The following is a 14,568-nucleotide window of genomic DNA, read 5'->3' as shown; positions in this document are numbered from 1 at the left end:
TCGTCACTGCCATCCTCCTTCACCGGGCCCGCCACCGGGCCGCATGACGATCTCCCTGGTCTCCTCGGCCTCGGCCCGCCGCACCCCGCTGTACAGCCGGGACAGCATGCCGCCCACCGCGTCCGGATCCGGTTCGTGGCGGGACGACGGGTCGGCCGGCCGCCGCGTCCGGTTCACCGCCGACAGCTGGGCCATCGGCACCCGCACCGGAAGTCCTCGGGAACTGGTGCCCCCGGTCACCGGCGTCTCCGGCGGCGCAGACGGCACGCCGCCCGGCACCGGCGGCACCGGCCCCTGCCGGGTGAACCAGCCACCGTCGGCCGGGCCGGGCGCTCCACCGGCCGGGCCGGGGGTACGCCCTGCCGGGCCACGCGGCCCGCCGCCCGGGACCGGCGGCCCGGCCACCGGCACGGCCGGAGCCGGGACAGCCGGGGCGGCCCGACCGGCAAGGACCACGCCGGCGGGGGCCGGCACGACCGGCGCGGCGGCGGCGGGAACGACCGGGGCTGCGGTTGCCGGCACGACCGGCGCGGCGGGGGCGGGTACAGCCGGTGCGGCGGGGGCGGGCACGAGCGAGCCGGCGGGGGCGGGCACGGCCGGTGCCGGCGCACCCCCGGACCGCGCCGACACCGGGTGGGCCGCGATCACCGACTGCGGCCGGCGGCCGGCCACCGGCAGCTCCGCCGGGACCGCCGAGTGGCCCCGACCCAGCCGCCGCGGCGAGGTCACCGGTTCCCGCTTCGGCGACGGACCCGGCGCGAGCAGGTCGCCCGGCACCCGGATCAGAGCCACCAGGCCGTGCCGGCCGCCGTCGAGCCGGACCCGCAGGCCCAGCCGCGCGGCGAGGTGGCTGACCACGAACAGACCCATCCGCTCGGACGCGGCGACGTCCGCCGCCGGCGGGCTGGCCAGTACGCCGTTCGCCTGCTCCAACGCGGTCGGGCTCATGCCCAGCCCCTCGTCGGCGATCTCGACCAGCGCGTCCCCGCCCTCCGGTCGCACGGTCACCCGCACCAGGGTGTCCGGCCGGGAGAAGGCGGTCGCGTTCTCCAGCAGCTCGGCCAGCAGGTGCACCAGCTCGCCCACGGCGTGCCCGACGACGTACAGGTCGGCCACCTGCTCGGGCCGGACCCGCTGGTACTGCTCGATCTCCGCGCTGGCGGCCAGCAGCAGCGCCCCGAAGCCGACCGGCCGGTTCCACCGGCGGGTCGAGTCGGTGCCGGCGAGCACCAGCAGGCTCTCGTCGTTGCGCCGCATCCGGGCGGCCAGGTGGTCCAGCTTGAACAGGTTCTCCAGCTGGTCCGGGTCGTTCTCCTCCCGTTCCAGCTCGTCCAGCAGCTCCAGCTGCCGCTCCACCAGCACCTGGCTGCGCCGGGCCAGGTTGACGAACATCGCGTTGACGGTGCGCCGCATCGTCGCCTGCTCCACGGCGACCTCGACGGCGCTGCGGTGCACGGCGACGAACGCCTCGGCCAGCTCGCCGATCTCGTCCTGCGAGCGGACCACCGGCGGCGGCACCGCGATCTCGGGTTCGCCGCCCTGCACGGTGCGCAGCCGGGTCAGCGCGTCCGGCAGCTCCAGTTGGGCGATGCGCATCGCCTGGTCGCGCAGCTGCCGCAGGGACCGGGCGACGGACCGGCCGACCAGCAGCGAGATCAGCACCGCGATCAGCAGCACGCCGACCACCGCGCCGGCCGCCAGCAGGGTGGTCCGCAGCTGCCCGGCCGCGGTCTGCTCGGCCTGGCGCACCGCGTCGTCGAGGACCGTGCGCTCCAACTGCCGCAGCAGCTCCTGCCGCTGCTCACCGGCCGCCCACCACTGCGCCGCGGGCAGCACCGCCGGCGGCGCGGTGCCGACCGGCAGGCTCTTCTCCTCCAGCTCGACGGCGGCGACGAACGCCGGGTCGGCGGCGAGCCGGTCGTAGTCGCGGGCCTGGGCAGCGGTCGCGACCACCCGGAACGCCCCGAGCGCGGTGAGCTGCTGGGCCCGCAGGCCGGTCAGGGTCGCCTCGTCGTTCGGGGCGTACCGGCCGGCGCGGGCGGCCGCGTAGAGCTGCGCGTGGACCCGGGAGGAGAGCTCCTTGAGCCGGGCGAGCTGGACGTAGCGCAGCACGGCGTCGCTGAGCGCCTGCCGGTCGGCACCCGGCGACGGCTCGGCCAGCAGCATCAGCAGCGCGTCGACGGTGCGGTGGTAGTTGCCCAGGATCGTCTCGCTGCTCAGCACCGCCGGCGGAATGGCCGCCCGGAGGTAGACCATCTGGTCGTACGCGGCCTGTACCTCGGAGTAGGCCACCCGCCACGCCGCGTCGGAGTCGGCCAGCGGCTCGGCCGCCCGGCGCAGCTCCCGCATCGCGGCGTCGGTGGCGGCCTGCACCGGCTTCAGCGCGGCGATCGCGGCGTCCCGGTCGCCCCCGGCGCCGGCCCCGTGCAGCTCGCCCAGCTCACCCGCGGCGCGGTCGCGTTCCTGCTGGACCTGGTTCATCGCGGCGGTGATCTCCCGGCCGATGCCCACCTGCCGGGCGAAGCCGCTGAGCTCGGTGGTCTGCACCACCAGGCCGCGAGTGAGCACCCCGGACACCACCAGGAAGGCCACCGTGGGCACGACCAGCACCGTGGCGAGCTTGGTGCCGATCCGCCAGTCGGGCAGCCGCAGCGCGGAACGCCGCCGGTGCGGGACCACCCGGACGTCGAAGCGGCTGCGCGCAGTGGACGCCGCGCCGCGCGACGGGTCGGGACCTGCGCCCACTCGTGCCTCCTCGGTCCCACGCCGGCCACCTCGCCGATGCGGAGTCCATCCAATCAGGCCGGAGAGCTGTGTCAACGGCCTGGCCTGAGGAAAGACTCAGGAAGGGTACTGCCGTGGGTGGCCGCTCGGTGGGGCCGTCGGGTCCGTCCGGCCGACGGTGGCGAGCGGTCCGGCCTCCGCGATGCCGCCCAGCGCCACCAGCGCGGCACCGATCGCGCCGATCTCCGGGTCGGGCTGGTGGCGGACCAGGCGCGGCGCGAGCACCGCGGCGAACGCCTGTCGCCACCACCGGGACGCGGTCATCGCACCCCCGCCGAGCACCACCTCGACCCGGTGCCCGGCGGCCGACTCCAGCAGCGTGAGGTCCTCGGCCACCAGCCGGCACAGCCCGGTCATCATCCCGGCCAGCAGCTCGACCGAGGTGGTGCCGAAGCTGAGCCCGCGCAGCTGCCCGGAACCGGCCGGGGCGCGCCCCGGCGGCCGGTCGCCGCCGAACCGGGGATCGGCCGGCACCCCGCCGGCCGGCGGCAGCGCGGCCAGCGCGGCCTCCAGCGCGGCCCCCTCGGGCAGCCGCAGCTCCCGGTTGGCCCAGGCGAACAGGTTGCCGCCGCAGGAGTACGCGGCCCCGGTCACCACGTGCTCGTGGTCGACCCGGTACCGCCACAGCTGGTCGGGCAGATGCGGCAGCGGCCCGCCGGCCGGCGCCCACTGGATGACGCGTACGGCGGCGGAGGTGCCGACGGTGACCGCGGCCCGGCCCGGGTCCACGCAGCCGGAGCCGACGTTGGAGGCGGCGCCGTCACCGACCGGCGCGGCCCACCGGGCGCGGGCCAGGTCCGGCCAGCGGCGGGCGTGCGTGGCGCGCAGCCGGCCGTGCCAGTCCGCCGGCGCCAGCACGGGCAGCTCGGCCGCGCCGACGCCGGCCAGCTCGCACGCCTCCGGATCCCAGGTCAGCTCCCGCAGGTCGAGCAGCCCGGTGCCCGAGGCCTGGGAGATCGACATCGGCGCCTCGTCGAGCAGCGCACCCAGCACGTACTCGGCCAGCCCGACGAAGCGGGCCGTCCGGCCGTCGACCCGCGCCCGCAACCAGGGCAGCCGGGCGGTCCAGTAGCAGCGGTGCCACCACCCGCCGGTGCGCTGGTGGAAGGCCTCCCGATCGGCCGGCCCGATGGCGCCGACGGGCGGTTCGGGCCGGGTGTCGAGCCAGGTGAGCACCGGGCCCAGCGGCTCACCCCGGTCGTCGAGGGGCACCACCGAGTGCCACTGGGCGGAGACCGCGACCAGCTCCACCCCGGCGAGGTGGCCGGCGGCGGCCAGCTCGTCCAGGCACTCGACCAGGCAGGCGAGGTACCGGGGGCCGTCCAGGGTGCCCGCGCCGGGCTCGCCCAGGCCGATGCGCACCTTGCGCCGGGCCAGCGCGCCGGGCAGCGGGGTGGCCCGCGCGTCCAGCACCAGCCCTCGCACCGACGAGGTGCCCAGATCCAGAGCCAGAATGTTCATCGCGGGTCACCGTACCCGCGAAAGCGGCCGGCAAAGCCAAGATCCGCGTCGGGGCACCGCGCCAGGCCCGGGCCGCGTACAGTGACCTCATGCTCGCGCGCATGTCCTGCTGGTGGCCCGCCGATCCGGCGGCCCATCCCCGCGCGTAGCTCCAGTCACGCGGCCGCCCGTCGAGGCGGCCGCCGACCTCTCCGGTTCCCGGTCCCGCCCCGCCGGCGGCTCCCGGCCACCGAGGAGAGACCGATGATCCGACCGCCCGACCCGCTCGCCGCCGCCCGCGAGGGCCTCGATCCGGGCCCGTTCGCGCTCGTGCGCCGCGCCGACGCCGACCACCTCGACCTGTTCACCGGCACGGTACGGGCCGTGCCGCGGCTGGCCGACATCCCGCTGCCCGCGGGCGGGGCCGGCCCGCGCACCCTGGCCCTGGTGCCCTACCGGCAGCTCGCCGAGCGCGGCTTCGCCCACGTCGACGACGGCACGCCGCTGGAGTGCCTGGAGATCGACGAGCACCGCCGGGTCGCGCTGGCCGACGCGCTCGCGGCCCTGCCGCAGGCCCCGGTGGTCACCACCGGCGCCGCGTTCGACGTCCCCGACGAGGAGTACGCCGAGACGGTCCGCCGGGTGCTCACCGAGGAGATCGGGCGGGGCGAGGGGGCGAACTTCGTCGTGCACCGCACGCTGCGGGCCACCGTGGCCGGGCCACCCCTGTCGGCGGCCCTGGCCGCGCTGCGCCACCTGCTGTGCCGCGAGCGCGGCGCGTATTGGACGTTCCTGGTCTGGACCGGCACCCGGATCCTGGTCGGGGCCAGCCCCGAGCGGCATGTCAGCGTCGCGGACGGCCTGGTCATGATGAACCCGATCAGCGGCACCCTGCGGCACGCCGGGCCGCCGGACCGCGCGGCGCTGCTGCGCTTCCTGCGCGACCCGAAGGAGGTGGAGGAGCTGTACATGGTGCTCGACGAGGAGCTGAAGATGATGGCCACCGTCGCCGAGCACGGCGGCCAGGTGGTCGGGCCGGACCTGAAGGAGATGGCCCACCTGACGCACACCGAGTACCTGCTCGCCGGGCGCGCCTCCCGGGACGTGCGGGAGGTGCTGCGGGAGACCATGTTCGCCCCCACGGTCACCGGATCCCCGATGGAGAACGCCTGCCGGGTGATCGTCCGGCACGAGCCGGCCGGGCGGCGCTACTACGCCGGCGTGCTGGCACTGCTGGGCCGCGACGAGCAGGGCCGGCAGACCCTCGACGCGCCGATCCTGATCCGCACCGCGGAAATCTCCCCCACCGGCGAGCTACGGGTCCCAGTCGGGGCCACCCTGGTGCGGCACTCCACGGCCGCCGGTGAGGTGGCGGAGACGCACGCCAAGGCCGCCGGGGTGCTGGCCGCCCTGGGCCTCGGGCCGGACGCCCCGACCGCCGGGCCCGGGGACGCCGGGCCGCCGTCACACACCCACGACCCGGAGGTACGCGCCGCGCTGGCCGAGCGCAACACGCCGCTGGCCCGGTTCTGGCTGGACCAGCGCCGCGCCGACGCGCCACCGCTGCCCGGCCTCGCCGGCCGCCGGGCGCTGGTGCTCGACGGCGAGGACACCTTCACCGGCATGCTGGCACACCAGCTACGCGCCCTGGGCCTCACCGTCGAGGTGCGCCCCTGGCAGCGACCGGGCCGCCTCGACGGGCACGACCTGGTGGTGGTCGGCCCGGGACCGGGCGACCCGCGGCGGGAGGACGAGCCGAAGATGGCCGCCCTGCGCGCGGCGCTGACCACGCTGCTCGCCGACGGCCAGCCCACCCTGGCGGTCTGCCTCGGCCACCAACTGCTCGCCGGGCTGCTCGGGCTGCGGCTGCACCGGCGGGACGCCCCGTACCAGGGGGAGCAGCGCGAGGTGCGGCTCTTCGGCACGCCCCGGCTGGTCGGCTTCTACTCGACCTTCACCGCGTTGGCCGGCGCGGACCGGCTGGCCACCCCGTACGGTCCGGTGGAGCTGAGCCGGGACGCCGCCGACGGGGCGGTGCACGCGGTCCGTGGTCCAGGCTTCGCCGGGGTGCAGTTCCATCCGGAGTCGGTGCTCAGCCAGGACGGGATGGCGGTCCTCGCCGACCTGCTCGGCCACCTGCTGGCACAGCCGATCCGTACCGGCGGGACGGCACAGCCGATCCGTACCGGCGGGACGGCACAGCCGGTCCGTGCCGGCGGGACGCACACTTCCCCGGTTCACGGGTAGGGCGTACCCGACCGGTGGTCCGGGCGGGCCGAGAGCCCCCGCCCGGCCACCGGTCCCCGGTGTCCGGCCGGGTCAGCCCGCGGTCAGGCCCCGCTTGAGCGCGGTGCCGATCTCCACGGCCCGCTGCGCGGTCAGCGCGGTCGCGCCGAGCGCCAGCTGGTCCGGCGGCACCTCGCCGTTGTTGCTGGTGTGCGACGCGCCGTACGGGTTGCCGGAGGCGAACTGGCTGGGATCGGTGTAACCGGGGGTCACCACGATGCCGCCCCAGTGGTAGAAGACCGTGTACAGCGACAGCAGCGTCGCCTCCTGCCCGCCGTGCGCGGTGGCCGTCGAGGTGAAACCGCTGTACACCTTGTTGGCCAGCGCGCCCCGGGCCCAGAGCGGGCCGGTGGTGTCGATGAACTGCTTGAGCTGGGCGGCCACCATGCCGTACCGGGTGGGTGAGCCCATGATCACCACGTCGGCCCAGGACAGGTCGTCCGGTTCGGCCTCCATCACGTCCTGGGTCTCCAGGCGGTGCGCCTGCCAGCCCGCGTTGGAGCGGATCGCCTCGTCGGGCGCCAGCTCACGTACCTTGCGCAGGCGGACCTCCGCGCCGGCCTTCTCCGCGGCCTCGCTGGCCGCCCGCGCCATCTGGTAGGTGATGCCGGTCGCGCTGTAGTAGATCACCGCGACCTTGGTCTGGCCGTCCATCAGATGTCCCCTCCTCATTTCGGGTCAGCTCCGGCGACTACCCGTTAGTTGCGGCGACAAACTCCAGGGGTCCGGGCGGGCGTGCCATGATCGACCGATGGAGATCAGGCCGGCCACCGACGACGACTGGCCCGCCATCTGGCCGTTCCTGCACCGGATCATGGCCGACGGCGAGACGTACACCTGGCCCCGGGACGTCACCGAGGACCAGGCCCGCGGCAGGTGGCTGGCGCCGCCCCCGGCCCGGGTCCTGGTCGCCGTCGACGACGACGGCACCGTGCTGGGCACCGCGAAGCTCACCCCCAACCAGCTCGGCCCCGGCGCGCACGTGGCCAACGCCAGCTTCCTGGTGGCGCCCGCCGCCGCCGGCCGTGGCGTGGGCCGCGCCCTCGCCGAGCACGTGCTGGACCTGGCCCGCGCCCTTGGCTACCGGGACATGCAGTTCAACGCGGTGGTGGCCACCAACACCCGGGCGGTCGGGCTGTGGCGGTCGCTGGGCTTCGCGGTGGTCGGCCGGGTGCCGGAGGGCTTCCGGCACCCACGCGAGGGATACGTGGACCTGTTGGTGATGCACCGGCGGCTGTGACCGGCCGGCTCAAGTTTTCCGCAAGTTCCGCCCCGCAGCGGTGCCCCTCGGCGGGCCCGCCCGGGATCCTGAGGCATCGGGCGCGGCGAATCGATGGCGTGGCACCGCACCTGAACGGGGGATCGCGCTTCGGCCGCAGCGCGGCGGGCGAAGCGCGATCAGGGCCGCTTCCTGTCACATCCCGGCCCTAACCTGATCGCGAACCTCAGGGAAAGGCGGTCAGGGCGGTGCAACTCACCGGGGCACGACTTACCGGGGCGCAGGCGCTGGCCCTGCGGATGACGAGCCTGCTGCTGCGGGAGCACCCGCGCGGCCATCCGGACAGCGTGGCCGGAGTCGTCGAGTGGTTCGGGGCCATGCAGGCGCAGGACCCGGCGAGCGGCCTGTGGTCGCTGGGCGTCCGGCTGCCCGAGCAGACCGAGGCCGACGTGCGGGCCGCGCTGGAGCGCCGGGAGGCGCTGCGCACCTGGCCGATGCGGGGCACCGTCCACCTCGTCCCGAGCCGGGACGCCCGCTGGATGCTGGACCTGACCGGCGTACGCGTGCTCGGCGGCACCGTGCGCAGCTGGGCCGCGCGCGGCCTCACCGAGGCGGTGGCGGACAGGGCGGCCGACGTGCTCGGCACGGCGCTGGCCGGCGGCGGCCGGCTCACCCGCGCCCAGTGCCTGGCCGCGCTCACCGCCGCCGGCATCGACGTCAGCGGGCAACGCGGCTACCACCTGCTGTGGTACGCGAGCCAGCGCGGGGTCACCTGCATCGCCCCGCACGTCGGCAAGGAGCAGACCTTCGCGCTGCTCGACGAGTGGGCGGGCGAGCCGCGCCGCCCGGAGCGCGACGAGGCGCTGGGCATCCTGGCGCTGCGTTACTTCCGCAGCCACGGCCCGACCACCTGGCGGGATTTCGCCGGCTGGACCCGGCTGACCGCCGCCGACGCCCGCCGCGGCATCGCGGTGGCCGGTGACGCGCTGGCCACCGTGTCGGTCGACGGGGTGGAGTCGGTGCTGGACGCCGCGCTGCTCGACGCGCCGCTCGACGCCCTCGACGAGGTGCGCACCCTGCCCGGCTTCGACGAGTACCTGCTGGGTTACAAGGACCGCGAGTTGATGCTCGACCCGGCGCACCAGCCGGCGGTGATCCCCGGCAACAACGGCGTCTTCCAGTCCACCGTCGTGCGCGGCGGCCGGGTGGTCGGCACCTGGAAGCGGACCGTCGGCAAGACCCGGGTGAGCATCGCGGTGCGCCCGCTGGCGCCGGTCGACCGGGCCGCGGTCGAGTCGGCGCTGGCCGGCTACGGCCGTTTCCTCGGGCTGCCGGCGACGGTCACCTGGGCGGCCTGACCCGCCGAGCCTCCCGCGCCGCCACCACCCTTCACCCGATGCGACCGTCATGAGCTCCAGCGGCACAACACCGGTGCGAGCGTGATACCTCAGAGGTATTTCTATGACTCTGAGGTATCACGCTCGCGGGAGGCGTCGCCCGGCCCGTCCGACACGCCGACCGACCGCCGACCGACCGCCGGTTGCCGGTGCGGGCGGTCGCCGGTCCGCCGCCCGCACCCCGCAGACGTCGCAGCCGGTTCAGTCGCCCAGGGCGCCGGCCGCCCGCCCCTCGTGCAGGGTCAGGTTGCGGCCGGTGGACGGGTCGAACAGGTGGATCTTCTCCAGGTTGAACCAGACCCGCCGGTTCTCCCCCTCGCGTACCGGCGACTCGGCGGAGAGCCGGGTCACCAGGTTGGCGCCGGCACCGGTGAAGTCGGCGGCACCGGAGTCGGCGGCCAGTTCCTCCAGCTCGGCCGCGGTGGCCCGCTCCCCCTCGACGGTGAGGTACACGTACTTGTCGGAGCCCATCGACTCGACGATGTCGACCGGCGCCTCGAACTCCATGCCCCGGCGGCGGGTGTCCTCGTCGACCAGCTCGGCGTCCTCGAAGTGCTCGGGCCGGATGCCGAGGATCAACTCCCGCGGCGCGTCGCCGCCGGAGAGCTGGCGCTTGATCCGCTCACCGATCGGCACGTCGCCCAGCGCCGTGCGCAGGTGCCCCTCCTCCACGGCGGCGTGCAGGAAGTTCATCGACGGGGAACCGATGAACCCGGCCACGAAGAGGTTGCGGGGGTGGTCGTACAGCTCCTGCGGCGGGCCGACCTGCTGCACGGCGCCGCCGCGCATGATGACCACCCGGTCGCCGAGGGTCATCGCCTCGGTCTGGTCGTGGGTGACGTACACGGTGGTGGTGCCCAACTGCTTCTGCAGCCGGGAGACCACCGTACGCATCTGCACCCGCAGCTTGGCGTCCAGGTTGGACAGCGGCTCGTCCATCAGGAACGCCTTCGGCTGGCGCACGATGGCCCGGCCCATCGCCACCCGCTGGCGCTGGCCGCCGGAGAGGTTGGCCGGCTTGCGGTCCAGCAGCGAGGTCAGCTCCAGGACCTTGGCCGCCTCCTCCACCTTGGCGTCGATGGTCTCCTTGTCCAGCTTCGCCAGCCGCAGCGGGAAGGCCATGTTCTCCCGCACGGTCATGTTCGGGTAGAGCGCGTACGACTGGAACACCATGGCGATGTCCCGGTCCCGGGGCGCCTTGTCGTTGACCCGCTGGCCGCCGATGCGCAGCTCGCCGGAGCTGATGTCCTCCAACCCGGCGATCATGTTGAGGGTGGTCGACTTCCCGCAGCCCGACGGGCCGACCAGGATGACGAACTCGCCGTCGGCGATCTCCAGGTCGACGTCGGAGACCGCGACGGTGCCGTCCGGGAACCGCTTGCTCACCTTGTCCAGCACGATGTCAGCCACTGTTACCACCTATCCCTTGACTGCGCCGGAGGTCAGGCCGGAGACGATGCGGCGCTGGAAGAAGAGCACGAACAGGATGATCGGAATCGTGATCACCACGGCGGCGGCGCAGATCGCCCCGGTGGGGTCCTCGAACTGCGACTCGCCGGTGAAGAACGACAGCGCCACCGGGACCGTACGGGCCCGCTCGGTCGAGGTGAGCGTGATGGCGAACAGGAAGTCGTTCCAGCAGAAGATGAAGACCAGGATCGCCGTGGTGAACACCCCCGGCGCGGCCAGCGGGGCGATGACCCGACGGAACGCCTGGGCCTGGGTGGCGCCGTCCATCTTCGCCGCCTTCTCCAGGTCCCACGGGATCTGCTTGAAGAACGCCGACAGCGTGTAGATCGCCAACGGCAGGGCGAAGGTGATGTACGGCAGGATCAGCCCCGGCCAGGTGTCGAAGATGCCGAGCTGCCGCTCGATCTCGAACAGCGGCGACACCAGCGACACCTGGGGGAACATCGCGATCAGCAGGGAGACGCCGACCAGCAGCTTCTTGCCCGGGAAGTCCAGCCGGGAGATCGCGTACGCGGCCATCGCGCCGAGCACCACCGCGATCGCGGTGGCGATGAGCGCGATGCCGATGGAGTTGATCAGCGCCCGGACGAACTGGTCGGTGTCGAAGATGGTGCGGTAGTTGTCCAGCGTCCACTCCCGCGGGATGAACTTCCCGTCGGTGAGGGTGCCCGGGGTCTTGAACGACAGCGAGGCGATCCAGAGCACCGGGATCAGCGCGAAGACGACGACGATGACGTCCAGCAGACCCCAGCGCAGCCGCGCCCGCGCGGTGGTTTCGGTGGCCATGTCAGCGCCTCTCCCCATCGTCGCTGCCCGGGGCAGCGGTACCGAACAGCTTCACGAAGACGAACGCGATGATCGCCACGGTGAGGAAGATCAGCACCGACATGGTGGAGCCGATGCCGAGGTTCAACCCCCGGATCAGGTTGTTGTAGGCGAGCATCGACACCGAGGACGTGTCGTTGGCCCCGGCCGTCAGCACGAAGATGTTGTCGAACACCCGGAACGCGTCGAGCGTGCGGAACAGCAGCGCGACCAGGATCGCCGGCTTCATCACCGGCAGCATCACCTTGGTGAACCGCTGCCAGGCGGTGGCGCCGTCGGTGGAGGCCGCCTTGAGCAGGTCCTCCGGTACCAGCGCCAGCCCGGCCATCAGCAGCAGCGCCATGAACGGGGTGGTCTTCCAGATCTCGGCCAGCATGATGATCGCCAGCGCGCTGCCCCGCTCGGTCAGCGGGGCGCTGCCGTCGAGCAGGTTCGCCAGGTAGCCGGTGCCCGGCGTCCAGGCGTACCGCCAGGAGAAGGCCGCGACGACCGTGACGATCCCGTACGGGATCAGCGCCGCGGTCCGGACGATGCCCCGGCCGACCAGCGTACGGTGCATGACCAGCGCGAGCCCCATGCCGAGCACCAGCTCGACCGCGACCGTGACCACCGTGATCAGCATGGTCACGCCGAACGCGGTCCACCAGAACTCGTTGGTCAGCACGGTCACGTAGTTCTCCAGCCCGATGAACTCGCGTTCGTCGGGGAAGCGCAGGTCGAAGCGCTGCAGGGAGAGCCAGACCGAGTAGATGATCGGGTACGCGGTGACCGCCAGCATCACCAGCGCGGCCGGGGCGCAGAGCAGCCAGCCGAGCTTGCGTTCGGCCCGCTTGTTCTCACTCAGCGGGGCCTTGCCCCGCCGGTTGGCCCGCTGGGCGGGCACCGCCGCGTGCCGGCCGGTCGAGCTCTCGGCGTCGGCGGCGACGTCGGCGCCGGCGGGGGTGGCGTTGATGCTCATGCCGTCCCCTCCCTTCGGTCGGGGCCGTCATGAGACTCCATGGCGCTGAGCTCGCTGGTTCGCTCGCTGCGCTCGCTCACGGCAAGACTCCCTTCGACTCGAGGGCGTCGGAGACGGCCTTGCGCAGGTCGTCCGCGGTCTGCTGCGCCCGGATGCCGGACGGCGGCGACAGGTACGCCGACATGACGGTGGAGATGCTCTGGTAGGCAGGGTTCAGCGGGCGCACCGCCGGCTCCTTGAGCTCCTCGAGGATGGTCTCCTTCATCGGGTACGCCTCCTCCATCTCCGGATCGGCGTAGATCTTCTCGATGGTGGGCGGCACGCCGTCGTTGATCGCGGAGAACTTCTGGTTCTTCTCGTTGCGGATGCACCTGGCGGCGTCGAAGGACTCCTCCGGGTGCTTCGAGTACGCGCTGACCGCCATGTTCACCCCGCCGATGGTGACCTTGCTCGGGGTGTTCTCGTCGATCGCCGGGTAGCGGGCCCACTTGACGTCCTTCGCCAGCTCCGGCGCGGCCTCCTGCATGGCCGGGTAGACGAAGGGCCAGTTGACCTGGAAGGCGCCGTTGCCGGACTGGAACTCCAGCCGGGTGGGGTCCTCGACGGCGTTGCTGAACGACGGGGAGGTCACGCCCGACGTGGCGAACCGGTGCAGCTGTTCCAACGCTTTGATGGCGCCGGAGTCCATCACCGCCCGCTTGCCGTCGTCGCTGAGGATCTTGCCGCCGGCGCTGGCCACCAGGCTGTTGTAGAGCACCACCAGGCCCTCGTACTGCGCGCCCATGGTGAGCACCTGGTACGGCTTGCCCTGGTCCTTCAGCTCCTGAGCCATCTCGATCATCTGGTCCCAGGTCTTCGGCGGCTCCGGCACCAGGTCGCTGCGGTACCACAGCAGCTGGACGTTGGTGTTCTTCGGCGCGGCGTAGAGCTTGTCCTCGTACCGGGCGGTCTCCAGCGGACCGGCGAGGGTGCCCTGCTCGACGTCGGCCTTGTCCTGGCCGGTCCACTCCCGGATCCACTTCGCGCTGGCGAACTCCTGGGTCCAGGTGACGTCCAACCCGAGCAGGTCCATCCCGCTGTCCTGCGCGGCCAGCCGGCGCACCATCTGCACCCGCTGGTCGTCGGCCTCCCGCGGCAGCACCCGGTAGGCGATCCGGTAGCGCCCCTGGGCCTGCGCGTTGCAGTCGTCGACCACCTTCTGCAGGTTCTGCTCCGGCGGGTAGTACAGGTTCAGCGTGGGCGTACCCCCGGATTCGTCGGAACCGCAGGCTGCCAGCGGTGCGACCAGGGTCAACGCGGCGGCGGCCGCGGCCAGGCGGGCCCGTGGCCGGCGCCGGCGGCGCGGGTCGTCGGGGTCCGTCGTCATCGCCCTCCCCTTCCTTCGGCGAGAGCCGGGGGGAGCCGTCCGTGCCCCGGCGCACGGCGGAACGCCGGGGCGCCGACCGTGCGGTGGTCGAGCATCCCTGGACGTTTCGTGCGCTAACACTGCCCGACCTGCGAACTGACGAAACATGATCTCCGTGGCGTGCCCGTCGGCGCCGGCCTGTGACCGAGGTCACCGCGCTGCGGGACGGCCGGCGGGGTCGTACGCTCGGCCGATGGACGTGACCTTCTTCTTCGACCCGGCCTGCCCGTGGACCTGGCGCACCTCGCGCTGGTTGGAGACCGTGGCGCGGGAGCGCGGCCTGAGCGTCGAGTGGCGGGCGTTCAGCCTCACCATCCTCAACGGCGGCGAGACACCGCCGGAGTTCGCCGAGGCGATGGCCGCGTCCGGGCGGGCGCTGCGGCTGGTCGAGGCGCTGCGCGCAGAGGGCCGGCACTCCGACGTCGGTCGCTTCTACGCGGAGCTGGGCACGCGCACCCACGACGCGGGCAACCCGCCGTCGGACAAGCTGGTGGCGGCGGCCGTCGAGGCGGCCGGGCTGGAGTCGGCGGCGCCCGCCCTCGACGACGAGCGCTGGGACGAGCAGGTCCGCGAGTCGCACGCCACGGCGTACGCCTCCGCCGGCCCGGACATCGGCTCGCCGGTGCTCACCGTCCCGGGCGTCGACCGGGGGCTGCACGGGCCGATCATCACCGAGGTGCCCGGCACCGATGACGCGTTGACCATCTGGGACTCGCTGCTGCCCCTGCTGCGCCTGGACGCCTTCCACGAGATCAAGCGCGGCCGGCGCTGACCCGGCCGGCCC

General features: G+C 73.7%; 11 protein-coding genes. 4 read left to right on the top strand and 7 right to left on the bottom strand.

Annotated features, from left to right (window positions below; all coding sequences use genetic code 11):
* Positions 1–3 precede the first annotated feature (3 nt).
* Both AB0H57_RS21380 and AB0H57_RS21375 read right to left on the bottom strand, forming a co-directional pair.
* Positions 4–2,745, bottom strand: coding sequence for a nitrate- and nitrite sensing domain-containing protein (locus AB0H57_RS21380; RefSeq protein ID WP_357508994.1), 2,742 nt, complete (start codon positions 2,743–2,745; stop codon positions 4–6).
* A gap of 96 nt (positions 2,746–2,841) precedes the next feature.
* Positions 2,842–4,245, bottom strand: coding sequence for an FGGY family carbohydrate kinase (locus tag AB0H57_RS21375; protein WP_357508992.1), 1,404 nt, complete (start codon positions 4,243–4,245; stop codon positions 2,842–2,844).
* Between the two features lie 243 nt (positions 4,246–4,488).
* Here AB0H57_RS21375 and AB0H57_RS21370 point away from each other — a divergent pair, with 243 nt between their 5' ends.
* Positions 4,489–6,471 carry an anthranilate synthase family protein gene (locus tag AB0H57_RS21370; RefSeq protein ID WP_357508990.1) on the top strand — a complete coding sequence of 661 codons (1,983 nt, stop codon included), beginning with the start codon at positions 4,489–4,491 and terminating at the stop codon, positions 6,469–6,471.
* A 72-nt stretch (positions 6,472–6,543) separates the two neighbouring features.
* Here the strand turns inward: AB0H57_RS21370 and wrbA are convergent, their stop codons facing one another.
* Positions 6,544–7,164, bottom strand: coding sequence for an NAD(P)H:quinone oxidoreductase (gene wrbA, locus AB0H57_RS21365; RefSeq protein WP_357508988.1), 621 nt, complete (start codon positions 7,162–7,164; stop codon positions 6,544–6,546).
* 97 nt (positions 7,165–7,261) lie between these two features.
* Between wrbA and AB0H57_RS21360 the strand changes: the two genes are divergently transcribed.
* Together AB0H57_RS21360 and AB0H57_RS21355 are read left to right on the top strand one after the other, a co-directional pair.
* Complete coding sequence (locus AB0H57_RS21360; RefSeq protein ID WP_357508986.1) at positions 7,262–7,750, top strand: GNAT family N-acetyltransferase; 489 nt, start codon at positions 7,262–7,264, stop codon at positions 7,748–7,750.
* Positions 7,751–8,028: 278 nt separating this feature from the next.
* Positions 8,029–9,087, top strand: a complete 1,059-nt coding sequence (locus AB0H57_RS21355; RefSeq protein ID WP_357509058.1) for a winged helix DNA-binding domain-containing protein — start codon at positions 8,029–8,031, stop codon at positions 9,085–9,087.
* Between the two features lie 240 nt (positions 9,088–9,327).
* Here AB0H57_RS21355 and ugpC read toward each other — a convergent pair whose 3' ends face one another.
* The 4 genes from ugpC to AB0H57_RS21335 form a co-directional block, all read right to left on the bottom strand.
* Positions 9,328–10,536, bottom strand: a complete 1,209-nt coding sequence (ugpC, locus tag AB0H57_RS21350; RefSeq protein ID WP_357508984.1) for a sn-glycerol-3-phosphate ABC transporter ATP-binding protein UgpC — start codon at positions 10,534–10,536, stop codon at positions 9,328–9,330.
* Positions 10,537–10,545: 9 nt separating this feature from the next.
* Positions 10,546–11,382: a carbohydrate ABC transporter permease gene (locus AB0H57_RS21345; RefSeq protein ID WP_357508982.1), complete on the bottom strand. Its 837-nt coding sequence runs from the start codon at positions 11,380–11,382 to the stop codon at positions 10,546–10,548.
* A 1-nt stretch (position 11,383) separates the two neighbouring features.
* Positions 11,384–12,379: a sugar ABC transporter permease gene (locus AB0H57_RS21340; RefSeq protein WP_357508980.1), complete on the bottom strand. Its 996-nt coding sequence runs from the start codon at positions 12,377–12,379 to the stop codon at positions 11,384–11,386.
* A 76-nt stretch (positions 12,380–12,455) separates the two neighbouring features.
* Positions 12,456–13,745, bottom strand: a complete 1,290-nt coding sequence (locus tag AB0H57_RS21335; RefSeq protein WP_357508978.1) for an ABC transporter substrate-binding protein — start codon at positions 13,743–13,745, stop codon at positions 12,456–12,458.
* Positions 13,746–13,977: 232 nt separating this feature from the next.
* On the opposite strand from AB0H57_RS21335, the gene AB0H57_RS21330 reads away from it, so the two are divergent.
* A complete protein-coding gene (locus tag AB0H57_RS21330; protein WP_357508976.1) occupies positions 13,978–14,556 on the top strand; it encodes a DsbA family protein in 579 nt (192 codons plus the stop codon).
* Positions 14,557–14,568 lie beyond the last annotated feature (12 nt).

It is taken from the genome of Micromonospora sp. NPDC050686, assembly GCF_040654475.1.
GTDB lineage: Bacteria > Actinomycetota > Actinomycetes > Mycobacteriales > Micromonosporaceae > Micromonospora.
Note: the sequence above shows the minus strand (reverse complement) of the source record. Positions and strands in the feature narration are given on the sequence as shown.

Bases quoted from the DNA above. Each gene is read 5' to 3' on its own strand.
- AB0H57_RS21370 (WP_357508990.1), top strand. From the start codon at position 4,489: ATGATCCGACCGCCCGACCCGCTCGCCGCCGCCCGCGAGGGCCTCGAT.
- AB0H57_RS21335 (WP_357508978.1), bottom strand. From the start codon at position 13,745: ATGACGACGGACCCCGACGACCCGCGCCGCCGGCGCCGGCCACGGGCC.
- AB0H57_RS21375 (WP_357508992.1), bottom strand. From the start codon at position 4,245: ATGAACATTCTGGCTCTGGATCTGGGCACCTCGTCGGTGCGAGGGCTG.
- AB0H57_RS21330 (WP_357508976.1), top strand. From the start codon at position 13,978: ATGGACGTGACCTTCTTCTTCGACCCGGCCTGCCCGTGGACCTGGCGC.
- wrbA (WP_357508988.1), bottom strand. From the start codon at position 7,164: ATGGACGGCCAGACCAAGGTCGCGGTGATCTACTACAGCGCGACCGGC.
- AB0H57_RS21355 (WP_357509058.1), top strand. From the start codon at position 8,029: ATGACGAGCCTGCTGCTGCGGGAGCACCCGCGCGGCCATCCGGACAGC.
- AB0H57_RS21360 (WP_357508986.1), top strand. From the start codon at position 7,262: ATGGAGATCAGGCCGGCCACCGACGACGACTGGCCCGCCATCTGGCCG.
- AB0H57_RS21340 (WP_357508980.1), bottom strand. From the start codon at position 12,379: ATGAGCATCAACGCCACCCCCGCCGGCGCCGACGTCGCCGCCGACGCC.
- AB0H57_RS21345 (WP_357508982.1), bottom strand. From the start codon at position 11,382: ATGGCCACCGAAACCACCGCGCGGGCGCGGCTGCGCTGGGGTCTGCTG.